This window comes from Polaribacter batillariae (assembly GCF_017498485.1).
GTDB lineage: Bacteria > Bacteroidota > Bacteroidia > Flavobacteriales > Flavobacteriaceae > Polaribacter > Polaribacter batillariae.
In genome coordinates this window covers 2396475-2421884 of sequence record NZ_CP071795.1, presented here as the reverse complement: position 1 = coordinate 2421884, position 25410 = coordinate 2396475, and the positions used below count along the sequence as shown (strand labels likewise).

Below are 25410 nucleotides of genomic sequence, written 5' to 3'. Positions count from 1 at the left end.
GGTTTATATAGAAAAAGTAGTAGCAATTTATGGGAAGAAAAAAAGAAGCTTTTTTTGTAAACTAAAGGCTACTTTTGATACTAAAAAATAAATCTTGCGCAGAATTTGCTACAATAAGCAAGTTGTAAATGTTAAAAATTAATTTGAAGCATATTTTTTTTTCAAATGCGATAAATTACCAAAGAACAACTTGTTTAGAATCATTCTAAATGGTTATCTTTGCTCTCCAAATAAAAAATTTTGAGCACAATTGCATCTTTACATATTGGCGAATTAGGTTATATTTCTGAAGAATCTTTAGATTTTATACCTCTAAAATTACTAGAAATGGGTTGTTTGCCTGGAGCAGAAGTGCAATTAATACAAATTGCACCATTAAAAGATCCTTTGTACATCTGTGTAAATGGAAGTCATTTAGCAATAAGAAAAGAAACAGCTTCTCGAATAAAAATACTAAAAGCAAATTTATAATGCCTAAAAACGACATAAAAGTTGCTTTAATAGGAAACCCAAATACAGGTAAAACCTCGCTATTCAATCAACTTACAGGTTTAAACCAAAAAGTTGGAAATTACCCAGGTGTAACTGTCGATAAAAAACAAGGAATTTGTAAATTATCGGCAACTCAAAATGCCATTATTACAGATTTACCAGGAACTTACAGTATCAACCCTACATCTTTAGACGAGAGTATTGTTTTAAAAAGCTTACTTAAAAAAGATATAAAAGAATCGCCAGATGTAATTTTGGTGGTTGCAGATGTAGAAAATTTAAAGAGAAATTTATTATTATTTTCTCAAATTAAAGATTTGGAAATTCCTACGGTTTTGGCGATTAATATGGTCGATCAAATGCATAGAAAAGGAATTTCTATAGATGTATCTCTACTTCAAAAAGAATTAAATACAGAAGTTGTTTTAATTAGCGCTAGAAAAAATCAAGGAATAAACGACGTAAAAGAAGCAATTATTCGCTGTCATGTTGCTGCAAAGGCATCACCTTTGTGTGGAATTAACTCTAAAATAGACCCAGATTATTTTCAGAATTTAAAAGAAATTAGCTCTAATTTTTCGTTGTATGAATTGTGGTTAATGGTTACCCAAAACAACTATCCAGATACAATTACCAAGGAAGAAAAAGAGAAGTTATTAGCGTTTAAACAAGATGTTTCTAAATTAAAGCGTTACCAACATAAAGAAACCATTTATCGTTATCAAGAAATTAATAAAATATTAAAAAAAACATATATTGTAGATAAATCGAAAGCGACAGATGTTCGTAGTAAATTAGATAAAATTTTTACCCATAAAATTTTTGGTTACTTTTTCTTTTTCTTTATTTTATTAGTTATTTTTCAGTCTATTTTCGATTGGGCAACATTACCAATGGATTTAATAGATAGTACTTTTGCAGATTTATCTGATTTTGTAAGAGGTCGCTTTCAACCTGGACTTTTAACAGATTTATTAGTAGAAGGTATTATTCCAGGAATTGGAGGGGTACTAATTTTTATTCCACAAATTGCCATATTGTTTTTATTTATCGCAATTTTAGAAGAAACAGGTTATATGAGTCGTGTTGTTTTTCTAATGGATAAAATTATGCGACGTTTTGGTATGAATGGAAAAAGTATAATTCCTTTAATTTCTGGAACAGCATGTGCAATTCCAGCCATTATGGCTACCAGAACTATTTCTAGCTGGAAAGAACGTTTAATAACCATTTTGGTAACTCCATTTACCACCTGTTCTGCACGTTTGCCTGTGTATGCTATTTTAATTTCTTTAATAATTCCGAATAAAAAAATCTTAGGTTTTTTAAATTTACAAGGTTTGGTGCTATTATTGTTATATGCTTTAGGGTTTGGAATGGCTATTTTAGGAGCATATATTTTGCATAAAACATTAAAAATTAAATCGAAATCTTTCTTTGTGGTAGAAATGCCAAATTATAAAATTCCTTCTTTAAAAAATGTGTTTTTCGAAGTATTAGAAAAAACAAAAGCATTTGTTTTTGGAGCAGGAAAAATAATTTTAGCACTGTCTATTGTCTTGTGGTTTTTAGCTTCGAATGGTCCTAAATCATTTGCAAATGCCGAAAAAAATGTAGTTGAGAATATAGAGAATCGAAATGCATCTCAAGAGGAATTAAATCAAAAAATAGCCTCCGAAAAATTAAAAAATTCTTACATAGGCATTATGGGAAAAACAATAGAACCTGTAATAAAACCTTTAGGGTACGATTGGAAAATAGGCATCGCGTTAATTACTTCTTTCGCTGCTAGAGAGATTTTTGTAGGAACGTTAGCCACCATTTATAGTGTAGAAGCAGATGACGAAAATACAGCTACGATTAAAGAAAAAATGCGTTCTGAAATAAACCCTGCAACAGGAGAAAAACGATTTAATTTTGCTGTAGGAATGTCTTTATTAATTTTTTATGCCTTTGCAATGCAGTGTATGGCAACATTGGCAATCGTTAAAAGAGAAACAAAGACATGGAAATGGCCATTAATTCAGTTTTTTGGAATGGGGTGCTTGGCATATATATCATCATTAATTGTATATCAAATATTAAGCTAATGCAAGAAATAATCGCTTATTCGTTATTAATAATTGCCCTATTTTTTTTGGTAAAGAAATTCTTACTTCCAAAAAAGAAAAAAGGAAATTGTGGGACAGATTGTGGTTGTCATTAGAATTTTAACAGAACTATAGCAATCTGTTTTTGTAATGATTCTTATCTTTATCCGACCAGACAAAGATAAATTTTTAAAAAATATAATAATTATGAAAAAATCTATAGTATCGTTAATAGTTTTTGCCATCGCTTTAATTTCTACAAACGAAGCATTTGCCCAGAAATTTCCGAAAATGGATGTGAGCCCAATGGATGCAGCTTCTTATCCAAACAATTGGAGAGACGCAAACAAACTAGTAAAAGTAATTTACAGTCGCCCACAATTAAAAGGAAGAGATTTAGGAAAATTAGCACCAAAAGATAAGGTTTGGAGAACAGGAGCAAACGAAGCAGCAGAAATTACCTTTTACAAAAAATTAAAATTTGGAGGAAAAGAAGTAAAACCAGGAACATATACATTATTTACAATTCCGCAAGAAGAAAGTTGGACTGTAATTTTAAGCAACCAAAAAAACATTTGGGGTGCTTACTTTTACGATAAAAAGCAAGATGTTTTAAGAGTACCTGCAAAAGTCTCTAAATCAAACAATAATATAGAAGCTTTTTCAATTGCTTTTGATGGAGAAAAAGACAACATAAAAATGCACATGGGTTGGGGTAATACTGTTGTTACAGTTCCTATAGCAGTAGAAAAAGCAGTAAAAGAAAGCGAAAAATAAACATTTTTTTATAAAATACAACCGCAATTTATTTGCGGTTTTTTTATGTCTAAAATTTAGTGATTTACAAATTACTTCTTTTGTAGAATAAACGTAAATTTGCGCCTTAATTAAGAGAATAGAAATGCAATACAATCATCAAGAAATAGAAAAGAAGTGGCAAAAGTTTTGGGCAGAAAACCAAACTTTTAAAGCTAGTAATGAAAGTGAAAAGCCTAAGTATTATGTATTAGACATGTTTCCTTATCCATCTGGAGCAGGTTTGCATGTTGGGCATCCTTTAGGTTATATTGCAAGTGATATTTACGCACGTTACAAACGCCACCAAGGATTTAATGTATTACACCCTCAAGGTTACGATTCTTTTGGTTTGCCAGCAGAACAATATGCGATTCAAACAGGGCAACATCCTGCAAAAACAACAGAAGAAAACATTAAAACCTACAGAAAACAATTAGATAAAATTGGTTTTTCTTTTGATTGGTCTCGTGAAGTAAGAACTTCGAATCCAGAATATTATAAATGGACACAGTGGATTTTTATTCAGCTTTTTAACTCTTGGTACAATAAAGATTCAAACAAAGCAGAAGATATTTTAACATTAGATAAAATCTTTAAAACAGCAGGAAACGCAAATGTAAATGCAGTTTGCGACGAAGATGTAAAATTGTTTTCTGCAGAAGAATGGAAAGCATTTTCAAAAACGAAACAACAAGAAATTTTATTACAATACAGATTAACTTTTCTATCGGATACAGAAGTAAATTGGTGCCCAGCTTTAGGAACTGTTTTAGCCAACGACGAAATTGTAAATGGCGTTTCGGAACGTGGAGGGCATCCTGTTATCAGAAAAAAAATGACACAGTGGTCTATGCGAATCTCTGCTTACGCACAACGTTTGTTAGACGGTTTAGAAACCATAGATTGGCCACAACCTTTAAAAGATGCTCAAACCAATTGGATTGGGCGAAGTGAAGGTGCAATGGTTTCTTTTAATGTAGCTGGTTTTAAAGATAAAATAGAGGTTTTTACAACACGCCCAGATACCATTTACGGAGTAAGTTTTATGACCCTGGCTCCAGAACACGAGTTGGTTGCAAAAATTACAACAGAAGCCCAAAAAGCAGCAGTAGTAGCCTATGTAAAAGCCACAGCAAAACGTTCTGAACGCGATAGAATGGCAGATGTAAAAACCATTTCTGGTGTATTTACAGGAGCATACGCAATTCATCCTTTTTCTGGTGAAAAAATTCCAATTTGGATTGGAGATTACGTACTTGCAGGTTATGGAACAGGGGCAGTTATGGCAGTTCCTTGTGGCGACCAACGTGATTACGATTTTGCAAAACATTTCGAAATTCCGATTCCTAATATTTTCGAAGGTGTAGATATTTCTGAACAAGCACATACAGAAAAACAAGGAACTGTTATTGCAAATTCCGATTTTTTATCGGGATTAAAATATCAAAAAGCATTAAAATTAGCCATTTTCGAACTAGAAAAACGTGGCTTTGGTTACAAAAAAATAAATTACAGATTGCGTGATGCTGTTTTTAGCAGACAACGTTATTGGGGCGAACCTTTTCCTGTTTATTATAAAGACGGAATGCCACAAATGATTGACGAAAAACACTTGCCAATTCTCTTACCAGAAGTAGAAAAATACTTACCAACAGAAGATGGAAAACCGCCTTTAGGAAATGCTACACATTGGTGTTGGGATGCAAAAAATAATAAAGTAGTTTCAAACGAGATGCTTCCACAAGCTCAGCATAACAAGGAAGGTTCTGTTATTTCGAGCGAAGTCGAGAAATCTCATAATAAAATTTATCCACTAGAACTAAACACAATGCCAGGTTGGGCAGGCAGTTCTTGGTATTTTAATAGATATATGGATCCGCAAAATTCCACAGCATTTGCAAGCAAAGAATCTTTAAATTATTGGAAAGAAGTAGATTTATATATTGGTGGCTCCGAACATGCAACAGGACACTTATTATACGCTCGTTTTTGGCAAAAATTCTTGTTCGATAAAGGTCTTGTTCCTGTAGATGAATTCGCAAAGAAACTAATCAATCAAGGAATGATTTTAGGAACTTCTGCAATTGTTTACAAAGCAACCTCTTTTGTGAAAAATGGTTGTAATATTAATCAATCGAATGACGATGTTATTGAGAAAATTCCAACCCTTTTTGTTTCTAAAAATTTATTTTCTAATGATGATGCGTTTGAAACAATAGTTAAAAACTACTTGTTAGACAATAAAGTACTCGACCCCAATTTTGCAGATTTGGTAATGATTACCAAAACACCAATACATGCAGATGTTTCTTTGGTAAATGCTTCAGATGAATTAGATGTAGAGGGTTTTAAAAACCATCCTTTAAATGCAGATTATAAAAATGCTGAATTTATTTTAGAAGAAGGTGTTTATAAAGTGGGTAGAGAAGTAGAAAAAATGTCTAAATCGAAATACAATGTTGTAAATCCTGATGATATTGTAAGAGAATATGGAGCAGATGCATTGCGTTTGTTCGAAATGTTTTTAGGGCCATTAGAGCAAGCAAAACCATGGAAAACTTCTGGTATTTCTGGAGTTTATTCATTTTTAAAGAAGTTATGGAAATTGTATGTTTCTGAAAATGAAGTTATTGTTACTAATCAAAAAGCAACAAAAGACGAATTAAAGGTTTTACACAAAACCATCAAAAAAGTTCAAGACGATATCGAGAATTTCTCTTTCAATACCTCTGTTTCTACTTTTATGATTGCTGTAAACGATTTAACATCTTTAAAATGCAACAAAAAAGAAATATTAGAACCTTTATTAGTTTTATTATCTTCTTATGCACCACATATTTCAGAAGAATTGTGGAGCAAATTAGGTAACAAAAAAAGTATTGCAACAGCTTCTTTTCCTATTTTTAATGAAAAACATTTAATAGAAAGTTCTAAAAACTATCCTATTTCTTTCAACGGAAAAATGCGTTTTACATTAGAACTTCCTTTAGATTTATCAAAAGAAGAAATCGAAAAAACGGTTATGGCACACGAAAAAACCATTGCACAATTAGAAGGTAGAACTCCTAAAAAAGTAATTATCGTTCCAGGAAAAATAGTAAATATAGTAGGCTAAAGGCACAGCCTTTTTGAGTATTTGCATGTTGGCGTATTTATTTTGAAAAACATCTCGATACAAATTCGATAAAAAATTAAATTTACTCGCGGTAACTGCAACTTCGTAATTTGGTTAAGAGTACAATATAATGTCAGTTCGAGTGATTTTCGATTTTATAAGAAAATTATATCGAGACCTTTTTTAAATCCATTACAATTTTTTGTGAAGGATTTTCCTTTTAAAAATACAACGAAACTGTATTTTCGAAAAAATTATCAACCTTAAAAAACAAAAATCTTTACAGTATTTGTAATCACTTTTTTATTTAAGTATCTTGTCGTTCTTTTAAAACGAATAAAGATGAAATCGACATTTTTTACAATTCTAATAGTTTTCGGAATGCTTTTTGCTGCTTGCAAGAAAGAGCATCCATTAAAAGAATATATGGCAAATAGTTGGCAAACCACCTATTTAAAAATAGAAATGCCAACCTATCAAAAAACAGATTCTTTAGAAATTTACGAAGATAAATTCGACAACGATCCAGAGATTGTGGCACAATCTAAATACAATTTAGATGGAACTTTCTCTGCATGGTTTATCAATAAAAAAGGAGAAAAATCTGCAAATTCCGATGGAAAATGGCGTGTAGAAAACGATTCTCTTTTTGTAGAATTCTTTTATAATGGTAGCGAAATGAAGGTAAGTTATCATATTACAAAAACAAAAGAAGGTTTTAATGCAACCAGCAAGTACGATTGGGATAAAGATGGCGATTTCGACGATCTTTTAACAATGAGAACAAAACAAATAAAAGAATAACAATTTGAAAATATTTAAGAATGTTTCCTTAAGGATTCGTATTTTTTTGTCGATGATTTTATTGGTGCTGTTGGCATCAATTTTAATATTGGTCGTTACTATTTATCAATACGACGAGCAAACGAAAGATTATAACATACAACGTTTCGAAAGAAAAGAAGCCATTGCAAAAAAAATTATAGACTTAGAACTTACTAATAAAACCACCTATGCAGTAAATACAGAAAATTTAGACAAAATTTTTAAAGAACGTATTTACGAGATTTCTTCTATTAATAAATTAAACATTGCCATTTACGATTTGAATGGAAACTTGTTAAAATCTTCGATTGCAAGTGCTTTCGAAAAGATAGATGTAATGCCACTTTCCGAAGAAATTATTAAAGAATTGGCGCAAAACTCTAATCATAGAATTTTAAAAAACTTAGAAATAGATGATAAAAGTTACCAAACATCTTACTCTTACATAAGCGATTCTAAATACAAAAGAATTGGTATTTTAGAACTGCAGTTTACACAAGACAATTCCGAAATAGAACACGAACTTAGAGAATTTATGTATCGATTAGGTTTGGTGTATATTTTAATGTTTTTAATTGCAATTGCAATTGCGTTTTTCTTGTCTAGTTACATTACACGCTCTATAAAAACAATTTCAGACAAGATGCAACAAACCCGTTTAAACGAGCGAAACGAAAAAATTATTTTAAACAAAGCAAGTTCAGAAATTGAAGTTTTGGTAGATGCCTATAATAATATGATAGACCAGTTAGAAGAAAGTGCTGCAAAGTTGGCGAAAAGCGAACGAGAACAAGCATGGAGAGAAATGGCAAAACAAGTCGCGCACGAAATTAAAAATCCGTTAACTCCAATGCGATTAACAGTACAGAGTTTTCAAAGAAAATTTAATCCAGAAGACCCCAATATTAAAGAAAAATTAGCAGAATATTCGCAAACCTTAATTCAGCAAATAGATGTAATGAGTTCTATCGCTTCTGCATTTTCTGATTTTGCAAAAATGCCCTCTCAAAACAAAGAAAAAATAGAAGTAATTGATGTTGTAAAATTAGCATTAGATATTTTTAACGAGAAAGCAATTAAATACAACCCAAAAGAAAAAGAATTGTACGCTTTTTTAGATAAAACTCAATTAATTAGAATTGTAACAAATTTGGTAAAAAATGCTTTGCAAGCTACAGAAAAAGAAGAAAACCCATTCGTGGAGGTAAAAGTTTTATCTGAAAATGAAAATGTAAAAATTATAGTTTCAGACAATGGAAAAGGAATTCCAGAAGATGTAAAAGAGTTAATATTCGAACCCAAATTTACCACAAAATCGAGTGGCATGGGCTTAGGTTTAGGAATTATTAAAAATATTATAGAAGCATATGGTGGTACCATTTCATTTACTTCTAAAGAAGGAGTTGGAACTACTTTTACCGTTGTTTTACCAATGAAATAAAAAGTTTACAGTTTTAGTTGCGGTTTGCAAAAAAAGCAGAACTACAAAATAATAATAAAGTTCTTTTTGTAAAATAGGAATCTGTAAAAACTAAATTGTAATTTTAAAAGAAATTTACATTATTATTCACTTATTACAGTTTAGAAACAAAATGTTGTACTGGGCCTTTTGAAGTAAGTCGTTTAAACGAAAATTTAAAACAAATAAATTATGAATTTCGAAAATCTATTAGTTTCCAAAAATAATGGTATTGCACAAATAACCATTAACCGTCCAAAAAAATTAAATGCTTTAAACAAGGCAACCATTCGAGAATTGCACGAAGCTTTTGATGCTTTAGAAAGCGATTTAAATATAAAAACAATTATTGTTACAGGCAGTGGAGAAAAAGCCTTTGTTGCTGGGGCAGACATCTCTGAATTTGCACATTTTTCTGTGGAAGAAGGGGCAAGTTTGGCAAGAGCAGGTCAAGAAATATTATTCGATTTTGTTGAGAATTTAGCCACTCCTGTAATTGCAGCTATTAATGGTTTTGCATTGGGTGGTGGTTTAGAGTTGGCAATGGCATGTCATTTTAGAATTGCTTCCGAAAATGCAAAAATGGGTTTGCCAGAAGTTTCTTTAGGAGTAATTCCTGGCTATGGAGGTACACAACGTTTGCCACAATTGGTTGGAAAAGGCAAAGCAATGGAATTAATTATGACAGCTGGAATGATTTCTGCAGAAGAAGCAAAAGAGTGTGGCTTGGTTAACCATGTGGTTTCTCAAGAAGAACTATTGCCTTTGGCAGAAAAGATTGCCAGTAAAATTATGCGAAATTCTTCTGTGGCAATTGCAGCTGCCATAAAAGCAGTAAATGCAAATTTTAAAGACGGTATTAATGGTTTTGAAGTAGAAATCGAAGAATTTGGAGAATGTTTTGGAACCGAAGATTTCGAAGAAGGAACTACTGCTTTTTTAGACAAAAGAAAACCAAATTTTTCGGGAAATTAATGGTATAAAAATTTAAAAAAAGGCGAACCTCTGCAGGTTCGCCTCCTTAAAATAAACTCTATACCAAAAGTTTTTTTTGTGTGTTTAGATTTTAAAATGTTTTGTAAATGTTCTACCATCACTATTTACCTGAACTTTATAATTTCCTTTAATTTCTTTTGAAACTCTGTAAATTCTATTTAAAAGATCTTTATTCGTTTTTGTAGTTTCAGAAAAAATTACCTCATTATTATAATAAACTGCGATTTGTACCGGTTTTTTATCAAAAGAAATTTTAGAAATAAACACCAAATCTTCTTCTACTCTTATAGAAGGTTTATAAAATTTTTCATCCTCCTCAAAAGAAACTTTTCCATTTAAAACCTTAAAATATTTTTTTATAACCTCGTAATCTTTGTTTAATTCTGCTACATAGCTTCCAGATTTTAAAGCAGAAAAATCGAATGTTTTAGACAGTATTCCAGCACTTTCTATTTTAGAACTGTATAATACAAAACCATTTATTTCCTTTATTGATAAGGTATTCCCTTTTTTTACAGCGTTAAATTCAACTTTTACTCTTTTTGCATCAATAGGATTAACAGGTGTATTGTTTTCGTTTGCGTAACTAATTAATGCACCAAACATTAATACTACTACTAGGTATTTTTTAATTGTTGTTTTCATTTTTCTTTTTTTATTTGTTATTATTAACACTGCAAATTTATGGCAGATTTAAATGACTGAAAACATCAAAATTGATGGAAATATATGCTAAATTATCATAATAAATTATGTTAAATTAATAAAAAGTTAATATAGCATATAATTAAGGTAATTTTACATATTTTATTCTTTTTTAGTGTTGTAATTTTGCTTTTAGAAAAATGCAAGCATGAAAACAAAACCAACATTAGAGAAAATTGTACCAAGTTTTGGTAGTTCTTTATTGGTTAAAAAACACCTACAGTTTTTAAAAACCAAAAAAGCGTTCTGGCATTTTCATCCAGAAATAGAATTGGTGTACGTAAATAAAGGAAAAGGAAAAAGACATATTGGAAACCACATTAGCTATTTTAACAATAGCCAATTGGTGTTAATAGGTTCTAATTTGCCTCATTTAGGCTATATGGATCGTTTAACAACCAATGGTTCTGAAACTTTAATTCAGTTTAAACCCGAATTTTTAGGAGAAAATTTCTTTAAAATTCCAGAAATGGCTGCCATCGACCAACTTTTCGAACGCGCTAAAAAAGGAATTCGTTTTAATATTGAAATTAAAAAAAGAATTGGTGCAAAAATTGAAGAATTAGTAGATTTAGAAGGCGCAGACAGAATTATTTCGTTCTTAGATATCTTAAAAGAGCTGGCAACTACAGACGATTATACCATTTTAAATGCAGATGGTTTTGCATTCGAAACACAACCACAAGATAGCGAAAAAATAGATTTGGTTTTTAAACACATTAACGAGAATTTTAAAAGACACATTGCATTAGAAGAAATTGCCGATGTTGTAAGTATGACTGTGCCTGCCTTTTGTCGTTTTTTTAAAAAAACAACCACAAAAACGTTTACAAAGTTGGTAAATGAATATAGGGTTGTGCATGCTACCAAATTATTATCGGAAAGTAATATGAGTATTGCAGATGTTTCTTACGAATGCGGTTTCAATAATTTTTCTCATTTTAATAAGTTGTTTAAAGAATTTACAGGAAAATCGGCTTCTAAATACAGAAGCGAAATGCTAAACTTAGTTCAATAATAAAAATTAAAAAAAAATAGGAAAGGTCTTAAAATATTGTATTTTTAAAAATAAAGTTTACTTAATCCCATTCCACTCATCATAGAATTGCTCTAAATATTTTTCCATAAATTTATGCCGTTCTAGGGCAATTCGTTTGCCAGTTTCTGTATGCATTGTATCTTTTAGTAGTAACAATTTTTCATAAAAATGATTAATTGTTGGCCCCTTAGAATTCTTATACTCCTCTTTAGTCATCTGCAAATTCGGAACAATTTCTGGGTCGTACAAAGCACGGTTTTTAAAGCCTCCATAATTAAAACAACGTGCAATACCAATTGCGCCAATAGCATCTAACCTATCTGCATCTTGTACAATTTCCAACTCTTTAGAAGTAAATTTTTTACCTTTTTCTAGAGCGTTTTTAAAAGAAATATGCTTTATAATCTTTACCACGTGTTTTCCTATTTCTTTAGGTACTTTTTGGGCAATTAAAAATTTTGTCGCTTTTTTAGGGCCAATAGTTTCATCTCCATTATTAAACTTTGGGTCTGCAATATCATGCAATAAAGCAGCCAAAGAAACTACAAAAACATTGGCTTTTTCTTCTCTAGAAATTAAAATGGCATTTTTAAAAACACGCTCGATATGAAACCAATCATGGCCACCTTCTGCATCTTTTAACTCTTCTTTTACAAATGCAATCGTGTTAGAAATTACTTTCTCTTCGTTCATTATTTAGTTCTTTGGGCTAATTCTTTTTTTAATTTCTTCAATTCAAAAGACATTACAAACAACATAGGTATAAAAAAAAGAGGCATAAAAGTATAAAAAGAAATACCTTTATTAATCCAAGAAAATACACCAAATATTAGCATTAAAACAATAACAATTGTTTGTACCATTGCCATTATTTTTTGTTTTTTTACTTTCTTTCTTAATTCTTTAGTTGTGTAAGTCGAATATAAAGATGCCATAATATTTGGTTTTGTGTAAAAGTAAAAAAAATCCACTCTACACAGAATGGATTTTTTTAAGTTTTTCGTTTCAAAAAGCATGCAATGCTATTAACAAAATTCTTCGTAAGCCTGTGCCAAATTCTGTGCAATCATTTGTGCAGAACGACCTTCGATATGATGTCTTTCTAACATGTGCACCAAGTTTCCGTCTTTAAACAGCGCCATTGCTGGAGAAGAAGGAGGAAAAGGAACCATAAATTCACGTGCTTTTTGTGTAGATTCTTTATCTACACCAGCAAAAACAGTTGCCAAATTATCAGGTGTTTTGTCTGCACCTAACGAAGCAATTGCTCCAGGTCTTGCAGTTCCTGCAGCACAACCACAAACCGAGTTTACAACCACTAAAGTTGTTCCTTTTTTTGCCATTGCTTTTTCCACGTCTTCACTTGTATATAATGCTTCAAAACCAGCGTTAATTAACTCATCGCGCATTGGTTTTACTAATTCTTCTGGATACATAATTTTTAATTTAATGAACTACAAAGATACTTAATATTTTCTTTTTTTGGGCGTGCCCATTTTTAAAAAGACAATTCCGTTATCACTACATTCTATTTTTAAAAATCGTCAGGCTTTCAGCACTCGCTTTTTTTCAGAAAAAGAAAAAAGAGCTCAAACAAATGCTTCAATCCTTCACGCAAATTCGAACTACTAATAGCATTTACGATTTAAAATTAACAATCATTAAACATAAGCATTCAAACCTCTAACTTTAAAAGGAACTTTGTAACTTTGTTGCTTTGTAACCGTAATATAAAAAAATAAAAGATGGCAAATTTTACAAAATGGTTGGGTGCAGGTTTAGGGTTTACTTTAGGAGGTCCCATAGGCGCAGCAATTGGTTTTGCAATTGGTAGTTTTGTAGATGGTTTTTCCGAAAAAGATTTGCTTTTAGAACAAGGAGAATATCGACAAAAACAACAAAGAAATACTCGTGTAAATACGCAATCTGGCGATTTTGAAATGAGTTTATTAGTTTTAGCTTCCATTGTTATAAAAGCAGATGGTAAAGTAGATAAAAGAGAATTAAATTTTGTAAGGTCTCAGTTTTTAAGTATGTATGGCAAAGAAAGAGCCAACAGCGCGTTTAAACTCTTTAAAGGCATTGTAAAAAAGCAAATTTCTGCAAGACAAGTATGCATACAAATTAGAGAACACATGTCTCATGCATCTCGCTTGCAACTCGTCCATTTTTTATTCGGAATTGCAAAAGCAGACGAGTTTGTAACCGAAAAAGAAGTCGAAGAAATTAAAAAAATAGCAGGTTATTTATACATCAACCAACGAGATTTCGAATCTATAAAAGCCATGTTTTACGATGCTTCTGACAATGCCTATAAAATTTTAGAAATCACAAAATCTGCCACAGACAACGAATTAAAATCTGCCTATAGAAAAATGGTAAAAAAATACCACCCAGACAAATTGCAAGACTTAGGAAAAGAACATTTACAAGGTGCCAAAGAAAAATTTCAAAGCATACAAACTGCCTACGAAAAGATTAAAAAAGAAAGAGGATTGTAGTTCTTTTAACCGAAGTTGGCAATAATTTAAATAAACGAACAACTTTGTAAAAATATATCGAAAACAATTAAGCTTTCTTCCAAATAAATTCGTTTGTATTTTCTTCTGATAAGATATCGTTTAACAATAAGGTTTAAATCAATAACTAAACTTAATATTATGGTAACATATTAGAAACATCCCTAATCCAATATCGTCATAATTTTGGTAAAAAAATAAATCTCCTACTATTATGTCCACAAAATTATCTTTAACACTGCTTATATTAATGTGCACAATCTTTTGTTACTCACAAGAGATAAAGCCTTATCTACAAACAGCTAAGCCCACTTCTATTTACATAAACTGGAAAACCGACAATAACAACGGTACAAATCCAGAAGTGAAATATGGTTTAACTGCTGGAAACTTGAATATGACAGCAACTGGGACTTTTGAAAATTTAGAACCTCAGGATCCTAACTACAATACGCCTTATTTCTACCATACGGTAAAGTTAACGAGATTAACACCTAACACTGGATATTATTATAAGGTAAAAAGTGGTGTTTCGGACGAATCTGCCATTGAATATTTTAAAACACCACCAGCTATTGGTACCAACACTGGCAAATTACGTTTCATCTTTTTAGGCGACCACCAAATACTTAATTATCAAGGCAATCCTTATTACAAATACAACGAGTTAGTCCAAGCTGCTAAAGCTAAAGCAGAAGAGTTGTATGGCACGCCTATCGCAGATAATATTAATCTCATTGTAAACGATGGCGATCAAGTAGATTTACCGCGATTACAGCATTATGAAGAAATCCATTTTGAAAAACAAAATTATATGACCCCAAATATTCCTGTTATTACAGCAATTGGAAACCACGAACTTTGGGGCGGAAACCATATGGGCATTGCTGCATATTATGAGCATTTTGTTTTAGACGACGATTTAACTTACCAGGGCATTGATTCTGGTACGGAACGTTATTATGCATACCAAATAGGTAACGTACTGTTTTTAGTGTTAGACTCAGAATTACAAGGTGCCACTCAAGCTGCTTGGGCTCAAAATGTAATTAATGCTGCAGAAATAGACCCAAATGTAAGCTGGATTATTACAGATTGCCACCGGCCTTACGAAGCAGAACAATATGCCAACGATTATTCATCTTGGTATGTTAACCAAATAGTTCCTACTCTAAAGAATGGCTCTAAGTTTGTTTACCACGTAGCTGGGCACCATCACTTATATGCTCGCGGACAATTAAAAGACTACCCAGCATACCATACGATTTCTGGTGGTACTGCGTGGCCACAATATTGGGGCGATTCTAACAACGAAGTTGACCGTGAAGAGACTCAAGGAAGCTGGAACAATTTTGCTTACCAAATTATGGAAATCGACAACGATACCAATGAGATGACTGTTCAATCATATTCCATTGGTAGTTTGTTCAATACCAAAAACAATGTACTCATAGATGAATTCCACCTAAGAAGAGGCATCGCTGCACCCGACCAGCCAACCATTACTAATAATTTATCCAATCCAATAGAATTACCCTATACCTTCAGTAGTTCCGCCTATTCAACATCCAGTACGGAAGATTTCAATTCAACACAATTTCAAATCTCATCTGACCCTAATTTTGATGTACTAGAAGTAGATTCATTCAGAAATAAAGATAATTTTTATGGAGCAGACCCTAATTTTCCTAACGGAGACGAACCACTAAATGTTGGTGAAGGTATTGGCATATTTGACTATACCGCAAATACAAATATGCTTATAAACGGTACACATTACCTAAGAGTAAGACATCGTGATGAAAATCTGGGTTGGAGTCCGTGGTCACCAACCCAAACTTTTGAGATTATCAATAGCACCGATGGCGACCCCATTGTTTCGGTAGATAAAAATGCCTACAATACAGGTGAAACGATAAATGTAAGCTTTGCAAATTTCCCTGGAAATAACCAAGACTGGATTGGGATTTATCCCAAAGATGCAAACCCAGGTTCACAAGCTTCAACATCTTGGCAATATACCAATGGTGCCGTTAGCGGTACTATGACGTTTTCTGTCAACACTGCAAACGAGTACTATATCGTCGGTCTATTGGATAATGGTTATACTGAAATTACTGAGCGGGTACCTTTTTGGGTTGGTAATATACCAACACTTACAACAGATCAAATTGAGTATGACCTAGGTAACCCCGTAACAGTTACATTTACAGGAGCACCTAATAACAACCAAGATTGGATAGGTATATACAAGGTTGGTACAGATCCTGAAACAGCTGTTTCCTCTACAGCTTGGGATTATGTTGATGCCACAGATGGTAGTAAAACATTTAACAATCTTGGCAAAGGCTATTATTTTGCTGCCTACTTTCTCACCAACGGATATTTTGAAATTGGGGAAAGAGTGTTTTTTCAAGTGGGTGATCAAATTACCTCTATCACAACAAACAAAAGCACCTATGAGTTAAATGAAGCTATTAACGTGACTTTTAATGACAGCCCTGGTCTTGAAAAAGATTGGCTGGGTATTTATGATGCTTCTATAGACCCGAGCATAAACGGGTCAGACTTTTGGACATATAAGTATTTTGGTGGTTTGGCAAACGGAACAACCACTATTGATGGTACAGGCGGAGGACAAGGTGCACCTAACCAGATGCCAGGCTCTACTGGTGATTATTTTATAGTAATGTTTACAGACGACAGTTACATAGAAGTTTCTAACCGTGTGTATTTTGAAGTCGTGGACAGCACACTATCTAATCAAGAATTTGAAGACGCCAGAAAAAATGTCATCGCATTTCCAAATCCGTTAGAGCATGAAATGACGGTAAAATCCAAATACCCAATCTCCAGAATTGAGCTGTATGACTTGGCTGGTAAAAAAGTATATCAAGTGAGTAATTTAAATAAAAAACAGTTTAAACTATTTAAGAACAATTTACCTTCTGGCACATACATTCTTAAAGTAGATAGTGACAGGCTTTATAATTTAAAAGTTGTTGTAAAGTGAGTTAGAATGATTTTGCAAAATTGCTTTAAGTAGTTTTTAAGCTACTTAAAGCATTTTTTGTCTTACAATTAAGGTTATTATTATGAAACAAATATTAGTTTTTCTCGTGTTTGGTTTGCTATCCAATGCACACCCTCTTAAAATATCTACTTCTAAAATAAGTACAGAAAACGACCATCTAGAAATTAAGATAAAACTCTTCAATGACGATTTCACTTACTTAATAAGTCAAAATTACCGATTAAAACAACCTGTTTTTACCGAAGCTGAAACACTAAGGGCAACCCAGCTTTATTTCAATAAAAAACTATATGTTTTGCAAAATAACGGTAAAAGCTTTTTTGAGATAAAGAAAAGTAAATATACGAAAGACAGCCTTGCAATAGAATTTCATCTTAAAAGTGAAAAACCAATAAATAAGAAGAAAATGTTCACGATTAACAACACCATTTTTTTCGAATCTTTTACGAAACAGAAAAATTTTATGAAATTTGGCAACCAATCGTTTGAAACAACGATTTCTCAGCCTCAAGCTACTTTTAATGAATAATTTACTTGAATATATACAACTTGGTATAGATCATATTTTAGATCCTGATGGAATCGATCATTTACTATTTATCGTAGCATTTTGTATTTGCTACGAGCTTAAGCAATGGAAGTTTATTGCGCTAAACATTACTGCTTTTACTTTAGGTCACTGCCTTACGTTAATATTGGTTGGTTTCAACTTAATAGAGAACAACATCAGCAAGTTAGTTGAGATTTTGATCCCTGTTACAATAATTATAACTTGCGCTTTAAACTTTTACAAGATTATAAGTAAAAAGAAGAACAAATCTACAGGAAAGCTAATTTACACTTCCATATTTATTTTTGGACTTATACACGGCTTAGGTTTTTCTAACTTTATAAAAGCTTTTTTGTTTGATGGTGAATCGATTTTAGTACCAGTTTTAGGCTTTAATACAGGTATAGAAATCGCTCAATTAATAATTGTTATTATTGCACTAGTAGTATTTACAGTATTGAAAAGAACAGTTCATAGAACAGTACCAATCGTTGCCAACAGTATCGTTTTTATACTTAGCATTAATCTATTAATAAGCCAGTTATAAGCTTTTTGTCTTATATGAACCATTCCGCCTACCTCTTACACAGGTTTCGAGTAAGATTATCTTCAGGCTGATTGTTTTTTATGTTCTTTCCTAAACATTAAGAAAAATACATAATCTCAGTTTAATCGAGGTAATCCATTACCAATCGGTATTGAGTAGGTACAGACTGCAACTCTTTTTCTGAAACTTCAGGCTGTAGAGAGGCATTATCTGGGTATTTACCATTTTTTGCTACCAAACGACGCATTCCCTCACTATACACATAGATGTCTTTCCATTCGCCTTTCTTATTGGCTTCTTGTTGCATATCGCTAACAGATATATATACAGGCGGACGAGCAACTGAGGTGGCTGACAGTACCTTGCCATCTTCATTTACCACATACAATGTACAGCCACCTGTACCACAAAACATAGGATCCATTACATACAATAAATACTCTGCTGTGGAATAGTCTTGGTCCAATTCGACATATCGTTCTAAGAACGAGATTTTATTCATTTCATCTTCTGTATAATCATTTTGTACCAAGACTTTCTTTAATCGGCTTCTATCGGTCGTGTTGATGGATGCCTTCATCAGTTCACTTTGATACTCGTTGTAGAGAGAGCCAAATTGTTCACAAGAAACAACAGGCAAAACTGCTTTTTTACCCGTTACAATCTCGTATCCCAAGTCTAGCAGATCATCTTTAATGGTATAGGTTCTTTGCTCGCTATATTCTTCGCCTTCTGCTACATAATTGGCAGTTAAAACAAATTGCTGTTTGTTTGCATTCCATTTACCTTTTAAAGTACCTACTGAACCATCTGTGCCTGAAGGTGCAGATCTGAAATAACCCTCTACATTGTCGCCACTTGTATGTTCAAGATGAATAAATTCAAAATTAGAGTTGTCATTCATCCCTTTTGTTTTCTTAGCAAAACACCACGTTTTATGATCTGATTTTGTTTCTGTTTCATTTTGGTTTACAGTTGTTTTTTCTTCTTTGTTTACAACATCGTTACCATCATTTTTATTGTTAGTGGTAGAATTGTTTCGGCAACTTACGCCCATCATCAATAAAATGGTGAATGCCATTGCTGTTATATTGTGTGTATTAAAAATCTTGTTCAAAACGTTATAAAATTAAAAGGGTTAAAAAGCAAATAAAATTACGAATTTAGTTTTTAAAAACCAACTGAATTTGATCATATCTCCATTTTTGAAGTCTTTATCTATGCCTTATCCTATCCATAGTAAATTTAACTACAGAAAACCAAGGTTTATTTTAAAATGTCTATTTCCAGTTTCTTTGGTATAAATGGAATCAAATCTACCAATTCTACCTGTTAGTGAGGGAACCTAGCCCTGTTTCATTCTTGATAATATTTCCACTCTTTAGCTGGAAGTAGCCACGACCTACGTGCTGTTTTGTCTAGAATTTATTCTAAAATCATCTCTAAAGTTAACTGATTTAAAAATTGATTTGTTCTAACAATATTATAAATCCTTCCACAAATCGATATAATCTTGCATCATTACGTTGGTTTCTTCCCAAGGAATTAATGACTTAACATCTTCTGTTACGGCATCTTCGTCAATCTCGATATCATTTTCCTCAAAGTACTTCTCGAACATTTCGTAGTGGTTCATTCCTTTCTTGGCCCAATCTAAAACATTTACATCCAAATTTTCCAATATAAAACTGGAAGATGCTCCCAGATCATACAATGGGTAATTGAGCAGATAGCCATAACGCGTTACTATTTTCTCACCATTCATTACCATTGTTGTGTTCTTTTTTTCAATATCCCCTTTTATGTTTCGTAAGAATGAATCATACCCTGTGAACATTTTTAAAGCTTTATCGGTCATATCACCTGATCCCATTGTAATGGAATATTCTATAAATCTTGGGATGCCTTCAACCCAGTTAAAATATAAAAAGTAGTTCTTCACATATTGCTTTTCTGATGTGTCGGCATCGAGCAATTTTTTATAGATGATATATTGCATTTTTGCATAGGACAGCCAGTCGTGATTGTCTTGGAATAATATGTTATCAAACAGTTTTTCGCCAGCGGCAATATAGCTAAATGATGTCGCGTCTGCTGGGTATTCGGCTGGTATTTTAAACCGAATGGACTCCAGTTCTTTTGATGGCCAAACATAGTCTTTCTGTGGGTAGTAATGGAAAGCCTCGTGAATGTAATATGCAATGTTTCCCACAACATTTTCTGGACTATCTTTAGTTTGCTCTACAAACTGTTTATACATTATTAAATACAAGTATCTTTTATTGTTTTCAGCATATACACCATAGCCATAGGCTTTGTCCTTTACTTTACTTACTAGTATGTTTTTTAGAAATTCTTCATTGTTGAGCTGATACCATTGTGCGCCATCTTTTGGTTTTTCTTTCAAATCGACGGGTACTGTTTTTTTTACATTAAATTTATCTTTGGGTGAAAATAAATAGGCTCCGTCGATGTTATTTTCCTTGGAATCCCAATAAATAACTACGACGGGTATTTCGCTCAAATCATATTGTTTGGAATACGTCCACTCTCCAGAGTTTACTGCGTAATCATATGATTTTGAATAGATATCTAGTCTAGATTGTAACTCCTTTAGGGACGTATCACTAAAATCTTTTGTAGCATTGTATAAATCTCCAGAAGGAATTTCCGAAAGTTCCTTTTCTGTTAGTGTTATTTCTTTTTTTGTAGCACAGCTCTGTATAAGTAATAATGCTAGTATTAAAATTAAATTTCTCATAAGTATGTCCTCTTAAATCGCTAAGTTAATGTTATTTAGAGAGATTATTGTCTTTCTGTATATTCACGTTGCTTTCTCTGACGGTTCTTTTCTGCAAGTTGCTTGTTACCGAAAGACAGGTTGTATCTAAATGAAAGATAGAGATGTCTAGACGATGGTGAGAATGATGTTCTGTTAAACTCCAGTCCGTTCACCTCGCCAATAGAGCGCGTTCTACCTGAGTTGAATACATCATTTATTCTCAAAGCGATATTCGCCTTGTCCTTAAGGATATCTTTACTAAAGGCCACATTCATAGTAGTAACGCCCTCATTTTCTCCCTGCAAAGAAATACTTTTTGGACGCATATCAACATTGGCCTGAATATTAAAGCCCTTAAATGGTTTGAAGGTATTGTTCAAGCTATAGTTATGGCTAAAGGTCTGATCGTTAAGAAAGGTATCACCTGTCTCGCTAAAGTAACTCAAATAATAAGTAGCGTTTACGGTTGCTGTCCACCATTTTGCTGGTTTCAACCTGCTGTAAAGTTCCAGTCCATAAAGATTACTATTTCCTACGTTGTCGAACGAAAAAACCACATTGTTCCCGTTGATGGTCTGCACTCTTCTAATGGTGTTTTCCTTGTTAGTCAGAAATAGAGACGCATTGACATCGGCACCCTTAAAATTCTTTGAATAATTAAGCTCAAATTTATTGGCAAATTCTGGCTGCAGTTCTGGATTGCCCATAAACTGCGAGTATTGATCTCGTTGAAACGTCGTATTACTGATAATCCAAAAACTTGGCCTGGCTATTCTTCTACTATAGTTTAATGAAAAATTATGGTCTTTTTCTGTTGAATATGAAAAGCTGGCAGACGGAAACAGGTTGGTGTAATCGTTCTCTAACTCACTATCGTTGGCCCTTAATTTCAAATCGGTATGCTCTAATCGCAAGCCCAATTTTACATCTACTTTGCCTACCTTCCTGTTATAAACCCCATAACCAGCGTAAATACCATCATTGTAATTGTATAGGGTAGTAATATCTGTAACTGTTTGATTGGTAATGATCCTGAATTGTGATTCGTCCAAATCACGCAGTTCTGCACGTACACCAAGCTCCAATGTTCTGTTTTCATTATTATGATAATAATCAGAACTCAAGGTGGTGATTCTACTCATATTGTTAAAATCATCATTTTGTGTTTCAGTAAAATCATCGCTTGTCGTAAGCCTATTTGAGAAAAAGTTGAATGGTGAGGTCGAATAATTGGCATCGGCTTCCAAATACTGCATAGAGCCATCGTATTCCTTTCTGTAATTGAGGTTATAGGTGGTGCTTCTACCTCCTCCGCCATTATCGGCCAAAAACTCTAAGTTGCTGGTGGTTTGGTCTATGGTAGAGGTTTGGTCGATGACACTTCTTTCGTTTACATCAAAACCAAATTTGTTCAAAGCTACAGAGGCTGAAAGGGTATTGGTAGAATCAATGTAAAAATCGAAACCTGTTTTGGCGTAGTAGGGCGACTCAAAGGTTTGTTTCATTCTGGAATCTGACAAAAACTCAATTGTTTGGCGTTCTTCCTGCCCTAAACTTTCATCTATAAAAAAGCCTGTATTATAGTTATAGTCTGCTGAAACTTTAAACTTTTCGGTGGCATAGCTAAAGCCCAATCCTGCATTGGCACGAGGTTCTTCTCCTGTTCCGTAGCCTAAGTTTACATTCAATCTACCACCTTTACGGTACGATTTTTTTGTAATGATGTTAATGATGCCCGAAAGACCTTCTGCCTGGTATTTTGCAGACGGATTATTGATAAGCTCAATTTTGGCAATAGCATCTGATGGGATTTGCTGTAACAATCTATCGTTTGGCAAGGGCGAGTTTTTACCATCTACCAAAATCTTTACATTTTGGTCGCCACGTAAACTGATATTGTTCTGATTATCCACCTCCACAGATGGCAATTGCCCCAGTATTTCGCCTGCTTGCGTTCCCGTTGCCAAGAGGTCTTTACCCACGTTTACAATTTTTCTATCACTTTTATATTGTATGGTGGTTACTTCTGCTTGAATAACTATCTCGTCTAATTGTGTAGCAGATGGTGTCAATTGCACATCAACTTCAACTAACGATTTATCACTAAAACTTATAATTCTTTCAAAAGTTTCGTAACCCAAATAGCTTATTTTTAAAGTATAGTTATCTTTAGGAAGTTTATCAAAAGAAAAGTCTCCGGTATCTAAAGTTGTAACTCCCTTTATCATAATATCTTGTTGATACAGTATAACGTCTGCCCATACAATGGGCTCTCTTGTTTTTGCATCTGTAACCTTACCTTTTATAGTGTTCTGTGCATTTAACAGTAGAACAAATAACAAACAAATTGTGGTTAAAACGGATTTCATTTTATAGATTTTAAAATTATACTGCAAACCTAAGCGTGTAAACTCAGCAGATAAAAGAAAGTGTACCAATAACCAAAATGTATGGATATCATCCAGAAATATGATTTCTTGCTGATGATACCTATTAGACTTTCGTTTGTCCCTAAGAAATTATATTTAATACATTTTATTGGCGTAAACGATAATAAAAAACTACGTTTGGGGTATATAAAATAATGATGATGAAAAACAACAGTTATTTAAAATTAACGATCCATATATTATTCTGGTTGTTTTATGTGGTTGTCGCCTTCTTTTTGATGCCCAACTTTTCGGGCCACGAGATGACTTTGTTGGAAAGGATTGATTTTAAGTTACTGCCCTTGGTGTTAACGTTGACCTATTTTAATGATTTGTATTTGTTGCCAACACTGTTTCAAAAAAAGCAGTATGCACTTTACGGATTCCTGATTGTTGCAATCGTTCTTTTGGCTACGGCATTGTACTGTAATCATATCATCGATTGTAGCTGTAGTTTTGGTATGTGCCTTTCCCAGCAGTTATGGAAGTTTTTGCTTCCCGTAATTTTCCTCTCTTTGATCCATATATTATCGTCGTTTTTTGAAAAACAAAAAGAGTTAGAGAACACGCAAAAGGAACGTGTAGAGATGGAACTTAAATTTTTAAAATCACAGATCAATCCTCACGTGCTCTTCAATAATTTAAATACGGTATATGCGCAGGCGGTTAAGGGCTCAGATAATGTGGCCGATATGATATTGATGCTTTCTGAAAACTTAAAATACATCCTGTACCAGAGTGAGGAAAAGCTGGTATCCTTGCAAATGGACGTGGATTTTATTGATAATTATCTTGAATTTCAAACCCTGCGCACCCAAGGCATCAATCGAATTGTATTTAATAAAACGATTGACTCTTACAATCACAAGATTGCACCTTTACTGCTCATTGGTCTTATTGAAAATGCCTTTAAACATAGTAGTTTTAAGGAAGATGCCCTAAGCGATATTCTTATAGATCTGAGTGTGAAAAATGGTATCTTGAAATTTAAATGTATGAATGAAGTCGATGCTGAAAGTGGAAAACGTGAGACAGAGGGCTTTCAAATCGGTTTGAAAAACCTTGAAAAACGATTGAACCTGATTTATCCAAAAAAGCATCGTTTCTTTGTGGAAAACAACGAAAAAACCTTTACCGCACATCTAGAAATTGACCTGAAATGAATTGCATAATTATAGAAGACGAGGTTCCTGCACAGGAAATACTTTCTGCCTACATCGGCAAAATTCCGGATATGGAAATCAAGGGTATTTTCAATTCACCCTTAAAAGCAAACAGTGTGTTAAAGCAGGAAAAAATTGACCTTATTTTTCTGGATATCAACTTGCCCACCATATCAGGTATTGATTTTTTAAAGACCTTGCAACATCCGCCAAAAGTCATAATGACCACAGCCTACGATAAATATGCCGTTGAAAGTTTTGAATATGAAGCTATTATAGATTATCTGGTAAAACCCTTCAGTTTTGAACGCTTTCTAAAAGCGATAAATAAATTAGAATCAAGGTCTGAAAATAGAGAATTGAACACTCAGCAACTGGAATCCTTGGAAATCACATCCAGCAAAGAGGCGGTATTTATAAATGTTGACAAGACGTTGCACAAGGTAAATATAGAAGATATTATCTATGTGCAATCAGACCGAAACTACGTTACCGTTAGTACCCGAAATAGCAAGCTCACCTTTATCGACACCCTAAAAAACTGGGACAACTATCTTGAGCCTGATTATTTTGTGCAGATACATAAATCGTTTATCGTTAACATCAACTTTATTGATAAAGTAACAGGGAATCTTGTTTATATCAACCAAGAAAAAATTCCTGTGGGTAGGTCTTATAAAGATGAATTGTTTGATAAGATAAAGCCGATCAATTAGGTTGTTTACTTGGTTAACTTATTAGTAATTAACACTCCTTATTTATGAAGATTTTAAGTTCAGTATTTTCTATTATATATATAGTAATCAGTATATTACCCTCTTTCCCCCAGGAACAAGATAACACTAACGTAGTAGATTGGGAGAAACT

The 25410-nt window shown here is 32.9% G+C and carries 21 protein-coding genes; 14 read left to right on the top strand and 7 right to left on the bottom strand.

What is annotated here, in order from left to right; genetic code table 11:
- Positions 1–240: 240 nt before the first annotated feature.
- The 7 genes from JL193_RS10665 to JL193_RS10635 all read left to right on the top strand — a co-directional run bounded on the left by JL193_RS10665 (position 241) and on the right by JL193_RS10635 (position 9754).
- Positions 241–471 (top strand): FeoA family protein, encoded by a 231-nt coding sequence (locus tag JL193_RS10665; protein ID WP_207970788.1) that lies wholly within the window; start codon positions 241–243, stop codon positions 469–471.
- On the top strand, positions 471–2582 hold the full coding sequence (gene feoB, locus JL193_RS10660; protein ID WP_207970787.1) for a ferrous iron transport protein B: 2112 nt from the start codon (positions 471–473) through the stop codon (positions 2580–2582). Before JL193_RS10665 ends, feoB begins: the two co-directional genes overlap by 1 nt.
- A 207-nt stretch (positions 2583–2789) precedes the next feature.
- Positions 2790–3359, top strand: coding sequence for a DUF2911 domain-containing protein (locus JL193_RS10655; RefSeq protein ID WP_207970786.1), 570 nt, complete (start codon positions 2790–2792; stop codon positions 3357–3359).
- Between the two features lie 124 nt (positions 3360–3483).
- Positions 3484–6495, top strand: a complete 3012-nt coding sequence (locus JL193_RS10650; protein WP_207970785.1) for a leucine--tRNA ligase — start codon at positions 3484–3486, stop codon at positions 6493–6495.
- A 342-nt stretch (positions 6496–6837) separates the two neighbouring features.
- Positions 6838–7299 (top strand): hypothetical protein, encoded by a 462-nt coding sequence (locus JL193_RS10645; protein WP_207970784.1) that lies wholly within the window; start codon positions 6838–6840, stop codon positions 7297–7299.
- A 52-nt stretch (positions 7300–7351) separates the two neighbouring features.
- On the top strand, positions 7352–8761 hold the full coding sequence (locus JL193_RS10640; protein ID WP_207973454.1) for a sensor histidine kinase: 1410 nt from the start codon (positions 7352–7354) through the stop codon (positions 8759–8761).
- A 210-nt stretch (positions 8762–8971) separates the two neighbouring features.
- Complete coding sequence (locus tag JL193_RS10635; protein WP_207970783.1) at positions 8972–9754, top strand: enoyl-CoA hydratase/isomerase family protein; 783 nt, start codon at positions 8972–8974, stop codon at positions 9752–9754.
- Between the two features lie 84 nt (positions 9755–9838).
- Here JL193_RS10635 and JL193_RS10630 read toward each other — a convergent pair whose 3' ends face one another.
- Complete coding sequence (locus tag JL193_RS10630; protein WP_207970782.1) at positions 9839–10420, bottom strand: T9SS type A sorting domain-containing protein; 582 nt, start codon at positions 10418–10420, stop codon at positions 9839–9841.
- Positions 10421–10628: 208 nt separating this feature from the next.
- Here JL193_RS10630 and JL193_RS10625 point away from each other — a divergent pair, with 208 nt between their 5' ends.
- Positions 10629–11498 (top strand): AraC family transcriptional regulator, encoded by an 870-nt coding sequence (locus JL193_RS10625; protein ID WP_207970781.1) that lies wholly within the window; start codon positions 10629–10631, stop codon positions 11496–11498.
- A gap of 57 nt (positions 11499–11555) precedes the next feature.
- Here JL193_RS10625 and JL193_RS10620 read toward each other — a convergent pair whose 3' ends face one another.
- The 3 genes from JL193_RS10620 to JL193_RS10610 all read right to left on the bottom strand — a co-directional run bounded on the left by JL193_RS10620 (position 11556) and on the right by JL193_RS10610 (position 12955).
- Positions 11556–12212 carry an HD domain-containing protein gene (locus JL193_RS10620; RefSeq protein WP_207970780.1) on the bottom strand — a complete coding sequence of 219 codons (657 nt, stop codon included), beginning with the start codon at positions 12210–12212 and terminating at the stop codon, positions 11556–11558.
- Positions 12212–12454, bottom strand: a complete 243-nt coding sequence (locus JL193_RS10615; protein ID WP_207970779.1) for a hypothetical protein — start codon at positions 12452–12454, stop codon at positions 12212–12214. Before JL193_RS10615 ends, JL193_RS10620 begins: the two co-directional genes overlap by 1 nt.
- Positions 12455–12544: 90 nt before the next feature.
- Positions 12545–12955 carry a BrxA/BrxB family bacilliredoxin gene (locus JL193_RS10610; RefSeq protein ID WP_207970778.1) on the bottom strand — a complete coding sequence of 137 codons (411 nt, stop codon included), beginning with the start codon at positions 12953–12955 and terminating at the stop codon, positions 12545–12547.
- A 309-nt stretch (positions 12956–13264) separates the two neighbouring features.
- Here JL193_RS10610 and JL193_RS10605 point away from each other — a divergent pair, with 309 nt between their 5' ends.
- The 4 genes from JL193_RS10605 to JL193_RS10590 all read left to right on the top strand — a co-directional run bounded on the left by JL193_RS10605 (position 13265) and on the right by JL193_RS10590 (position 18169).
- A complete protein-coding gene (locus tag JL193_RS10605; RefSeq protein WP_207970777.1) occupies positions 13265–14020 on the top strand; it encodes a TerB family tellurite resistance protein in 756 nt (251 codons plus the stop codon).
- 232 nt (positions 14021–14252) lie between these two features.
- Entirely contained in the window at positions 14253–17051 is a 2799-nt protein-coding gene (locus JL193_RS10600; RefSeq protein WP_207970776.1) for a fibronectin type III domain-containing protein, read from the top strand.
- An 82-nt stretch (positions 17052–17133) separates the two neighbouring features.
- Positions 17134–17601 carry a DUF6702 family protein gene (locus JL193_RS10595; RefSeq protein ID WP_207970775.1) on the top strand — a complete coding sequence of 156 codons (468 nt, stop codon included), beginning with the start codon at positions 17134–17136 and terminating at the stop codon, positions 17599–17601.
- Positions 17594–18169, top strand: coding sequence for a HupE/UreJ family protein (locus tag JL193_RS10590; protein ID WP_207970774.1), 576 nt, complete (start codon positions 17594–17596; stop codon positions 18167–18169). Before JL193_RS10595 ends, JL193_RS10590 begins: the two co-directional genes overlap by 8 nt.
- A 121-nt stretch (positions 18170–18290) precedes the next feature.
- Here the strand turns inward: JL193_RS10590 and JL193_RS10585 are convergent, their stop codons facing one another.
- From JL193_RS10585 to JL193_RS10575, 3 genes are all read right to left on the bottom strand, one after another.
- Complete coding sequence (locus tag JL193_RS10585; protein WP_207970773.1) at positions 18291–19250, bottom strand: hypothetical protein; 960 nt, start codon at positions 19248–19250, stop codon at positions 18291–18293.
- Between the two features lie 402 nt (positions 19251–19652).
- On the bottom strand, positions 19653–20930 hold the full coding sequence (locus JL193_RS10580; RefSeq protein ID WP_207970772.1) for a hypothetical protein: 1278 nt from the start codon (positions 20928–20930) through the stop codon (positions 19653–19655).
- A gap of 44 nt (positions 20931–20974) precedes the next feature.
- Positions 20975–23320, bottom strand: coding sequence for a TonB-dependent receptor (locus JL193_RS10575; protein ID WP_207970771.1), 2346 nt, complete (start codon positions 23318–23320; stop codon positions 20975–20977).
- Positions 23321–23535: 215 nt separating this feature from the next.
- Between JL193_RS10575 and JL193_RS10570 the strand changes: the two genes are divergently transcribed.
- Together JL193_RS10570 and JL193_RS10565 are read left to right on the top strand one after the other, a co-directional pair.
- Positions 23536–24543, top strand: a complete 1008-nt coding sequence (locus JL193_RS10570; protein ID WP_207970770.1) for a sensor histidine kinase — start codon at positions 23536–23538, stop codon at positions 24541–24543.
- Positions 24540–25259: a LytR/AlgR family response regulator transcription factor gene (locus JL193_RS10565; protein ID WP_207970769.1), complete on the top strand. Its 720-nt coding sequence runs from the start codon at positions 24540–24542 to the stop codon at positions 25257–25259. Before JL193_RS10570 ends, JL193_RS10565 begins: the two co-directional genes overlap by 4 nt.
- The last annotated feature ends 151 nt before the right edge of the window (positions 25260–25410 follow it).

Coding starts and splice junctions, on each gene's coding strand:
- feoB (WP_207970787.1), top strand. CDS start 471: ATGCCTAAAAACGACATAAAAGTTGCTTTAATAGGAAACCCAAATACA.
- JL193_RS10655 (WP_207970786.1), top strand. CDS start 2,790: ATGAAAAAATCTATAGTATCGTTAATAGTTTTTGCCATCGCTTTAATT.
- JL193_RS10650 (WP_207970785.1), top strand. CDS start 3,484: ATGCAATACAATCATCAAGAAATAGAAAAGAAGTGGCAAAAGTTTTGG.
- JL193_RS10645 (WP_207970784.1), top strand. CDS start 6,838: ATGAAATCGACATTTTTTACAATTCTAATAGTTTTCGGAATGCTTTTT.
- JL193_RS10640 (WP_207973454.1), top strand. CDS start 7,352: ATGATTTTATTGGTGCTGTTGGCATCAATTTTAATATTGGTCGTTACT.
- JL193_RS10635 (WP_207970783.1), top strand. CDS start 8,972: ATGAATTTCGAAAATCTATTAGTTTCCAAAAATAATGGTATTGCACAA.
- JL193_RS10630 (WP_207970782.1), bottom strand. CDS start 10,420: ATGAAAACAACAATTAAAAAATACCTAGTAGTAGTATTAATGTTTGGT.
- JL193_RS10625 (WP_207970781.1), top strand. CDS start 10,629: ATGAAAACAAAACCAACATTAGAGAAAATTGTACCAAGTTTTGGTAGT.
- JL193_RS10620 (WP_207970780.1), bottom strand. CDS start 12,212: ATGAACGAAGAGAAAGTAATTTCTAACACGATTGCATTTGTAAAAGAA.
- JL193_RS10615 (WP_207970779.1), bottom strand. CDS start 12,454: ATGGCATCTTTATATTCGACTTACACAACTAAAGAATTAAGAAAGAAA.
- JL193_RS10610 (WP_207970778.1), bottom strand. CDS start 12,955: ATGTATCCAGAAGAATTAGTAAAACCAATGCGCGATGAGTTAATTAAC.
- JL193_RS10605 (WP_207970777.1), top strand. CDS start 13,265: ATGGCAAATTTTACAAAATGGTTGGGTGCAGGTTTAGGGTTTACTTTA.
- JL193_RS10600 (WP_207970776.1), top strand. CDS start 14,253: ATGTCCACAAAATTATCTTTAACACTGCTTATATTAATGTGCACAATC.
- JL193_RS10595 (WP_207970775.1), top strand. CDS start 17,134: ATGAAACAAATATTAGTTTTTCTCGTGTTTGGTTTGCTATCCAATGCA.
- JL193_RS10590 (WP_207970774.1), top strand. CDS start 17,594: ATGAATAATTTACTTGAATATATACAACTTGGTATAGATCATATTTTA.
- JL193_RS10585 (WP_207970773.1), bottom strand. CDS start 19,250: ATGGCATTCACCATTTTATTGATGATGGGCGTAAGTTGCCGAAACAAT.
- JL193_RS10580 (WP_207970772.1), bottom strand. CDS start 20,930: ATGAGAAATTTAATTTTAATACTAGCATTATTACTTATACAGAGCTGT.
- JL193_RS10575 (WP_207970771.1), bottom strand. CDS start 23,320: ATGAAATCCGTTTTAACCACAATTTGTTTGTTATTTGTTCTACTGTTA.
- JL193_RS10570 (WP_207970770.1), top strand. CDS start 23,536: ATGATGATGAAAAACAACAGTTATTTAAAATTAACGATCCATATATTA.
- JL193_RS10565 (WP_207970769.1), top strand. CDS start 24,540: ATGAATTGCATAATTATAGAAGACGAGGTTCCTGCACAGGAAATACTT.